At 71.4% G+C, this 8,106-nt stretch carries 5 protein-coding genes and 1 riboswitch; of the genes, 4 read left to right on the top strand and 1 reads right to left on the bottom strand.

The features are described 5' to 3' along the window. The first annotated feature begins 128 nt into the window (after positions 1-128). Positions 129-210: riboswitch (cobalamin riboswitch) on the top strand. A gap of 53 nt (positions 211-263) precedes the next feature. After that, positions 264-3,881 carry a cobaltochelatase subunit CobN gene (cobN, locus tag NLX94_RS21700; RefSeq protein WP_254384648.1) on the top strand — a complete coding sequence of 1,206 codons (3,618 nt, stop codon included), beginning with the start codon at positions 264-266 and terminating at the stop codon, positions 3,879-3,881. A 30-nt stretch (positions 3,882-3,911) separates the two neighbouring features. Then, on the top strand, positions 3,912-4,385 hold the full coding sequence (locus tag NLX94_RS21695; protein ID WP_254384647.1) for a hemerythrin domain-containing protein: 474 nt from the start codon (positions 3,912-3,914) through the stop codon (positions 4,383-4,385). Between the two features lie 43 nt (positions 4,386-4,428). Here NLX94_RS21695 and NLX94_RS21690 read toward each other — a convergent pair whose 3' ends face one another. Then, positions 4,429-4,647, bottom strand: coding sequence for a hypothetical protein (locus tag NLX94_RS21690; protein ID WP_243338778.1), 219 nt, complete (start codon positions 4,645-4,647; stop codon positions 4,429-4,431). A 220-nt stretch (positions 4,648-4,867) separates the two neighbouring features. Between NLX94_RS21690 and aroD the strand changes: the two genes are divergently transcribed. Together aroD and NLX94_RS21680 are read left to right on the top strand one after the other, a co-directional pair. Beyond that, a complete protein-coding gene (aroD, locus tag NLX94_RS21685) occupies positions 4,868-5,605 on the top strand; it encodes a type I 3-dehydroquinate dehydratase (RefSeq protein WP_254384646.1) in 738 nt (245 codons plus the stop codon). Positions 5,606-5,827: 222 nt separating this feature from the next. After that, entirely contained in the window at positions 5,828-8,047 is a 2,220-nt protein-coding gene (locus tag NLX94_RS21680; RefSeq protein WP_254384645.1) for a germacradienol/geosmin synthase, read from the top strand. The last annotated feature ends 59 nt before the right edge of the window (positions 8,048-8,106 follow it).

The raw sequence follows: 8,106 nt of genomic DNA, 5'->3' as shown, positions 1-8,106 counted from the left end.
GTTCGTCACACAACGATCTTGGACGCCCTGTCTGCGTTCCCGAACACATCGTCAGCATTCGGAATGACTCGTCTAGGATGTGCCCCAGGCGGCCAACAGGCCCGCCATCGCCGAGGACGGCGACATGGGAGGAAGCCCGGTGCGAATCCGGCGCGGTCCCGCCACTGTGAATCCGCGCGGCCCCGGCCGCACCGGATGAGTCAGGAACTCCCGCCGTCCTCACTGCCCGGGGCGCGGAAACCCCGAGGAAGGCCTGCCGCCGCATGATCCTGCTGCTGTCGACGTCCGACACCGATCTGCTCAGCGCCCGCGCGGCGAACACGGGGGACGCTCCCGTCCCGTACCGGTTCGCCAACCCCTCCCGCCTTCCCCTGGACGACCTCCCCGGTCTCCTGGACGGCGTCGACCTGGTCGTCGTACGCCTCCTGGGCGGCCTCCGTGCCTGGCAGGAGGGCCTCGACCTGCTCCTGGCGCCCGGTCAGACCCGCCCGGTGGTCGTCCTGACCGGCGAACAGGCCCCCGACGCCCAGCTGATGGAAGCCTCGACCGTCCCGATCGGCATCGCCGCCGAGGCGCACGGCTACCTCGCCCACGGCGGCCCGGCCAACCTGGAGCAGCTGGCCCGCTTCCTCTCCGACACCGTGCTGCTGACCGGCCACGGCTTCGAGCCCCCGGCCGCCTCCCCCACGTGGGGCCCGCTGGAGCGCACCCCGCAGCGCACCGAGGGCCCCAAGATCGCGGTGCTCTACTACCGCGCGCACCAGATGAGCGGCAACACCGCCTTCGTGCACACCCTCTCCGAGGCGATCGAGGCCCACGGCGCCCAGGCGCTCCCCCTCTACGTCTCCTCCCTCCGCTCCCCGGAGCCGGAGCTGATCGAGCAGCTCGCGTCCGCCGACGCGATCGTCACCACGGTCCTGGCCGCCGGCGGCACCAAGCCGGCCACCGCCTCGGCCGGCGGTGACGACGAGTCCTGGGACGCCGGCGCCCTGGCCGCCCTCGGCGTGCCGGTCCTGCAGGCCCTGTGCCTGACCGGCTCCCGGTCCGCCTGGGAGGAGAACGACGAGGGCCTGTCCCCCCTGGACGCCGCCACCCAGGTCGCCGTCCCGGAGTTCGACGGCCGCCTGATCACCGTCCCGTTCTCCTTCAAGGAGCTGGACGAGGACGGGCTTCCGGCCTACGTCGCCGACCCGGAGCGGGCCGCCCGCGTGGCCGGGATCGCCGTGCGCCACGCCCGCCTGCGCCACATCGAGCGCCGCGACAAGAAGATCGCCCTGGTCCTGTCCGCGTACCCGACCAAGCACTCCCGCATCGGCAACGCGGTCGGCCTGGACACCCCGGCCAGCGCCGTGGAGCTGCTGCGCACGCTGATCGCGGGCGGGTACGACTTCGGCCCCGTCGAGGACGTCCCGGGCCTGGTGTCCGGCGACGGCGACGAGCTGATCCGCGCCCTGATCGAGGCCGGCGGCCACGACCAGGACTGGCTCACCGAGGAGCAGCTCGCCCGCAACCCGGTCCGGATCCCGGCGGCCGACTACAAGCGCTGGTTCGCCGAGCTCCCGGCCGAGCTGCAGGACAGCGTCAACGAGCACTGGGGCGAGGCCCCCGGCAACATGTTCGTGGACCGCTCCGCGAATCCCGAGGGCGACATCGTGCTGGCGGCCCTGCGCCGCGGCAACCTCCTCATCCTCATCCAGCCGCCGCGCGGCTTCGGCGAGAACCCGATCGCGATCTACCACGACCCGGACCTGCCGCCGAGCCACCACTACCTGGCCGCGTACCGCTGGATCCAGGCCCGCGCCGAGGACGGCGGCTTCGGCGCCGACGCGATGATCCACCTGGGCAAGCACGGCAACCTGGAGTGGCTGCCGGGCAAGAACGCCGGCCTGTCGGCGGCCTGCGCCCCCGACGCCGCGCTCGGCGACCTGCCGCTCATCTACCCGTTCCTGGTCAACGACCCGGGCGAGGGCACCCAGGCCAAGCGCCGGGTGCACGCCACCCTGGTCGACCACCTGGTGCCGCCGATGGCCCGCGCGGAGTCGTACGGGGACATCGCGCGCCTGGAGCAGCACCTCGACGAGTACGCCCAGATCTCCGCGATGGACCCGGCGAAGCTGCCGGCCATCCGCGCCCAGATCTGGACCCTGATCCAGGCCGCGAAGCTCGACCACGACCTGGGTCTGGCGGAGCGCCCCGACGACGACGGCTTCGACGACTTCCTGCTGCACGTCGACGGCTGGCTGTGCGAGGTCAAGGACGCCCAGATCCGCGACGGCCTGCACGTCCTGGGCGGAGCCCCGACCGGCGAGGCCCGCGTCAACCTGGTCCTCGCCATCCTGCGCGCCCGCCAGATCTGGGGCGGTACGACGGCCCTGCCGGGGCTCCGCGAGGCGCTCGGCCTCGACGAGTCCGCGGCCACCCGCACCACCGCCGACGAGGCGGAGGAGACGGCCCGCGCGCTGGTCCAGGCGATGGAGGACGCGAACTGGGCCCCGGAGTCGGTTGCTCCGGTCGCCGCCGGCCACTCGGCGGACGTGGCGGCGGTACTGGACTTCGCGGCCCGCGAGGTCGTCCCGCGCCTGGCCGGCACCACCGACGAGATCGCCCACGTGGTCTCCGCCCTGGACGGCCGCTCCGTCCCGGCCGGCCCCTCCGGCTCCCCGCTGCGCGGTCTGGTCAACGTCCTGCCGACCGGCCGCAACTTCTACTCGGTGGACCCGAAGGCCGTCCCCTCCCGCCTCGCGTGGGAGACCGGCCAGGCCCTGGCCGACTCCCTCCTGACCCGCTACCGCACGGACAACGGCGAATGGCCCGCCTCCGTCGGCCTGTCCCTGTGGGGCACGAGCGCGATGCGCACCTCGGGCGACGACGTGGCCGAGGCCATGGCGCTGCTCGGCATCCGCCCGGTCTGGGACGAGGCCTCGCGCCGCGTCACCGGCCTGGAGCCGATCCCGCTCGCCGAGCTCGGCCGGCCGCGCATCGACGTGACCCTGCGCATCTCGGGCTTCTTCCGCGACGCGTTCCCGCACGTCATCGGCCTGCTGGACGACGCGGTCCGGCTGGCCGCCTCCCTGGAGGAGCCCGCGGAGGACAACTTCGTACGGGCCCACGCGCAGGCGGACCTGGCCGTGCACGGGGACGAGCGGCGGGCCACCACCCGCATCTTCGGCTCGCGCCCGGGCACGTACGGCGCGGGCATCCTGCAGCTGATCGACTCCCGCGACTGGCGCACCGACGCCGACCTCGCGGAGGTCTACACGGTGTGGGGCGGGTACGCGTACGGCCGGGGCCTGGAGGGGCGCGCGGCGCGCGAGGAGATGGAGACCGCCTACAAGCGGATCACGGTCGCGGCGAAGAACACCGACACCCGTGAGCACGACATCGCCGACTCCGACGACTACTTCCAGTACCACGGCGGCATGGTGGCCACCGTCCGCGCCCTGCGCGGCACGGCCCCCGAGGCGTACATCGGGGACTCGACCCGGCCCGAGACGGTCAAGACGCGCACGCTGGTCGAGGAGACCTCCCGGGTCTTCCGCGCCCGCGTCGTGAACCCGAAGTGGATCGAGGCGATGCGCCGCCACGGTTACAAGGGGGCCTTCGAGCTGGCGGCGACCGTCGACTACCTCTTCGGCTACGACGCCACCACCGGGGTGGTGGCCGACTGGATGTACGACAAGCTGACCGAGACGTACGTCCTGGACCCGCAGAACCGCGCCTTCCTGGAGGAGGCCAACCCCTGGGCCCTGCACGGGATCGCGGAGCGGCTGCTGGAGGCCGAGTCCCGCGGCATGTGGGAGAAGCCGGACCCGCAGGTCCTGGAGGCGCTGCGCCAGGTGTACCTGGACACGGAGGGCAACCTCGAAGGCGAAAGCGACTGACCGGGCACCGGCTGGATCAGACTGGGCCGCATGTGCCACTACTGCGGCTGCCGCGAGATCCCGCTGATCAAGGAGTTCATCGCCGAGCACGAGGCGGTGACGAACGCCGCCGGTGACGCGCTGCGCGCCCTCGACGCGGGGGACCTCCCGAGGGCGCGCGCCCTCGTGACGCAGATGACGGCCGTCCTGCTCGCCCACTGGAAGGGCGAGGAGGACGGCCTGTTCGCCGTCATGGAGCAGGACCCGGAGTACGCCGCGTACATCGCGGCGCTGGTCGCGGAGCACCGCGAACTGGCGGCGTTCCTCGCCGGCGCCGACCTGGCGGACCCGGCGGACGCCGCGGCCCTGCGCCGGGCGGTGGAGGAGCTCCACCACCACATCGCGAAGGAGGAGGACGGCCTCTTCCCCGCGTCCCTCACCGCCCTGACGGGCGACGACTGGGACCTGTCCATCAAGGCCTGGCGCGCGGCCCATCCCGACGGGGACCTGAGGCCCGCCGGGTGACCGCGACGCCCCGGCGACTTTGCTGCTTCGCGGTCCGGTTCAGCTACTTCGTGGTCTGGTTCAGCGCCACGAGCGCCTGCGCCCAGCGCGCGTACTTCAGCTGGCCGAAATCGGCGACGGTCTTCACGCCGAAGGCCTCCAGCAGCAGCTCGCCGTCCTTGTCGGTGACGCCCTTGAGCGCGGCCACCGGGGCCGCGAGCACCTCCGCGAGCGGCTTGTCGGCCCACGCCTTGTCCAGCACCTTGTCGAGGTCGATCGCCATGAGTCTCTCTCCCGGAACTCGAAAGTATGAACTGATGGCACAAACCTAGAACAATCGGACAAGCATTCCGGGGTGCGACACCCCGCCTTCGAGCACACCGGACCCCCGACCGACCAAGGGGCGGGCAGCCCCCTCACCCCGGGCGATTCCACGTATAATCCGCCCTGTTCACCCTGCACTTCGCGTCGGGATATCGGATCGAAAAGGCTGTGACCAAGAAATGAATTCACTGCGGGCGCTTCTCGACGGCGGGATTCCGCTGGTGGCCGTCAGCTTCGACGACAGCGAGACCGAGCCGCGCGCGCACGCCGCGAAGAGCGCCGGCGTCGACGTGGCCGAACTGCGCGTCGACCGGTACGCGGCGACCGGCACGGCCCATGTCCTGGCGCAGGTGGACGCGTTCAAGGCCCTGCCCGTGCTGGCCACCATCCGCTCCGCCCGCGAGGGCGGCGACTGGAAGGGCACCGAGGCCGAGCGCCTCGAACTGTTCCGCGCGCTCGCCCCCCAGGTCCAGGCCGTGGACATCGAGCTCTCCTCCGGGGAAATCCTCTCCGAGGTGATCGAGGCCGCCCACCGGCACGACACCGTGGCGCTCGTCTCCTATCACAATTTCGAATTCACCCCGGCCACCGAAGAACTCCAGGCGGTCATCGACGACGCGAAGAGCGCTGGCGCCGACGTGGTCAAGGTGTCCACCATGGTCCGGTCCGAGGACGACGTACGGCGCCTCGCCTCGCTCCTGCTGCGCGCCGGAGCCGAGGACACCCGGCTGATCGTCATCGCCATGGGCGAGGCCGGGGCCGTCTCGCGCGTCTTCTTCCCCGCCCTCGGCTCGCGGATCACGTACTCCTTCTTCGGCGCCAGCTCCGCCCCCGGCCAGCTCGACTTCCCCGAGACCTTCGGCCTGCTGCGCAAGTTCTACCCGGCGTTCGACGAGCGGAAGTCCGCGGAGGGCTGAGCCCCGCGCCGCGGAGGCCCGAGGGCCGTGCCGGGGAGGTGCACCACTTCCCCGGCACGCCTCCCCCGTCCCCCTACTTCCCTGCGGCCCCATCCGCCACAGAACCACCCGCACGTCACCTGATGAAGTGAACTCCCCCTTATCCCACCGGCGCCACGGGTAGTGCCCTGCTGATCTCGTGAGGAACCACACGAGACCGTCAGACGAAAGGCCCACCCTGCCGTGACGCAGCCGTTCCAACTGCCGGATTTCTATGTGCCATATCCGGCGCGACTGAACCCCCACCTGGAGGACGCCAGGGTCCACACCAAGAAGTGGGCCCGCGACTTCGGGATGCTGGAGGGTTCCGGCGTCTGGGAGGAGAGCGACCTCGACTCGCACGACTACGCCCTGCTCTGCTCGTACACCCACCCCGACTGCGACGCCGAGGCGCTGTCGCTGGTCACCGACTGGTACGTGTGGGTCTTCTTCTTCGACGACCACTTCCTGGAGATGTTCAAACGCTCCCAGGACCGCGCGGGGGCCAAGGCCTACCTCGACCGGCTCGGCGCCTTCATGCCGATGGACCTGGCGGACGGGTTCCCCGAGGCCACCAACCCCGTCGAGGCCGGACTCGCCGACCTGTGGGCCCGTACCGTCCCGGCCATGTCGGCGCACTGGCGGGAACGGTTCTCCCTGTCCACCAAGAACCTGCTCGACGAATCGATGTGGGAGCTCGCCAACATCGACATCGGGCGGGTCGCCAACCCCCTCGAATACATCGAGATGCGCCGCAAGGTCGGCGGCGCCCCCTGGTCGGCCGGCCTCGTCGAGTACGTCGCCGCGGAGGTCCCGGCCCGCGTCGCGCACTCCCGCCCCCTCTGCGTGCTGCGCGACTCCTTCTCGGACGCCGTGCACATCAGGAACGACCTCTTCTCCTACCAGCGCGAGGTCTCCGAGGAGGGCGAACTCTCCAACGCCGTCCTGGTGCTGGAGACCTTCCTCGACTGCACCACCCAGGAGGCCGCGGAGGCTTCGAACGACCTCCTCACCTCCCGGCTCCAGCAGTTCGAGCAGACCGCCCTCGCCGAACTCCCCCAGCTCTTCGCCGACCACGCCATGGACCCGGCGGAGATCGCCGCCGTCCTCGCCTACGCCAAGGGCCTCCAGGACTGGCAGTCCGGCGGGCACGAATGGCACATGGTCTCCAGCCGCTACATGAACAAGGAGGCCCGGGCCACCGCCCCGCTCACCCTGCCGTTCATGCCCTCGGGCCTCGGCACCACCGCCCTCGACCTGCGCTCCCTCCTCGCCCCGCGCGCCCTGGAGCTGCGCCGCCGCTCCTTCACCCACGTCCCCTTCGAGCACACGGGACCGTCCGTGGTCCCGGACGTCTACATGCCCTTCCCGCTCACCCTCAGCCCGCACCACGCCCGCGCGCGCGAGGAATCCGTCGCCTGGGCCCGGGAGATGGGACTCCTCGACCCGCACCCCGGCGACCCCGGATCGGCCATCTGGACCGAAGAGCGGCTGCGCGGCTACGACTTCGCGCTCTGCTCCGCCGGCCTCGACCCCGACGCCACCCCCGAGGCCCTGACCCTCAACGCCTGCTGGCTGACCTGGGGGACGTACGGGGACGACTACTACCCGGTGGTCTTCGCCCACTCCAGGAACCTCTCCGCCGCCAAGGCCACCCACGCCCGGCTCCTCGCCATGATCCCGGTGGACCACACCGAGCAGGCGGTGCCCGTCACCGCGCTGGAACGTTCCCTCGCCGACCTGTGGGTGCGCACCAGCCGGGACATGGATCCCCGGGTGCGCGCGGAGTTCCGGGCCACCCTCGTGGACATGCTGGAGAGCTGGCTGTGGGAGGTGGAGAACCAGATCCTGAACCGCATCCCGGACCCGGTGGACTACGCCGAGATGCGCCGCCGCACCTTCGGCACCTACCTCACCATGTACCTGTGCCGGCTCGGCCAGGCGGGCCGGGGCATCCCGCAGGAGATCTACGCCTCCAGCACCATCCGCTCCCTGGAGAACGCGGTCGCCGACGCCGGCTGCCTGATCAACGACCTCTTCTCGTACCAGAAGGAGGTGGAGGTCGAGGGCGAGGTGCACAACTACGTGCTCGTCACCCGGAACTTCTTCGACATCGGGTACCCGGAGGCCCTGCACATCTGCCACGAGCTGCTGACCCGCCGCACCGAGGAGTTCGAGCACATCGTCGCCGGCCAGCTGCCGCTGCTCTACGACGACTGGCAGCTGGGCGCCGACGCACGGGCCGGACTCGACGCCTACGTGGGCGAGTTGCAGGACTGGCTGGCCGCGATCCTCAACTGGCACCAGAAGGCGAAGCGTTACCGCTCGGAGGACCTGCACCGACTGGGCGACGGGATCTCAACCGGCGTCCTGAGCACCGGATTCGGCATGTCGGCGGCCCGGATCTCCCTGCCCGCCCGCTGAGCGCCGCACCACCTCGCCCCGGCCCGGTGCCGGGGCGGGCCGGCCGTAAAGTGACCCGC

It is taken from the genome of Streptomyces sp. TBY4, assembly GCF_024213195.1.
Taxonomy (GTDB): domain Bacteria; phylum Actinomycetota; class Actinomycetes; order Streptomycetales; family Streptomycetaceae; genus Streptomyces.
The sequence above is the reverse complement of the archived record's forward strand: the minus strand, read 5'-3'. Positions and strand labels throughout refer to the sequence as shown.

What these genes read in the sequence shown, in the direction of transcription:
- cobN (WP_254384648.1), top strand. Translation starts at nt 264, where the DNA reads ATGATCCTGCTGCTGTCGACGTCCGACACCGATCTGCTCAGCGCCCGC.
- aroD (WP_254384646.1), top strand. Translation starts at nt 4,868, where the DNA reads ATGAATTCACTGCGGGCGCTTCTCGACGGCGGGATTCCGCTGGTGGCC.
- NLX94_RS21695 (WP_254384647.1), top strand. Translation starts at nt 3,912, where the DNA reads ATGTGCCACTACTGCGGCTGCCGCGAGATCCCGCTGATCAAGGAGTTC.
- NLX94_RS21690 (WP_243338778.1), bottom strand. Translation starts at nt 4,647, where the DNA reads ATGGCGATCGACCTCGACAAGGTGCTGGACAAGGCGTGGGCCGACAAG.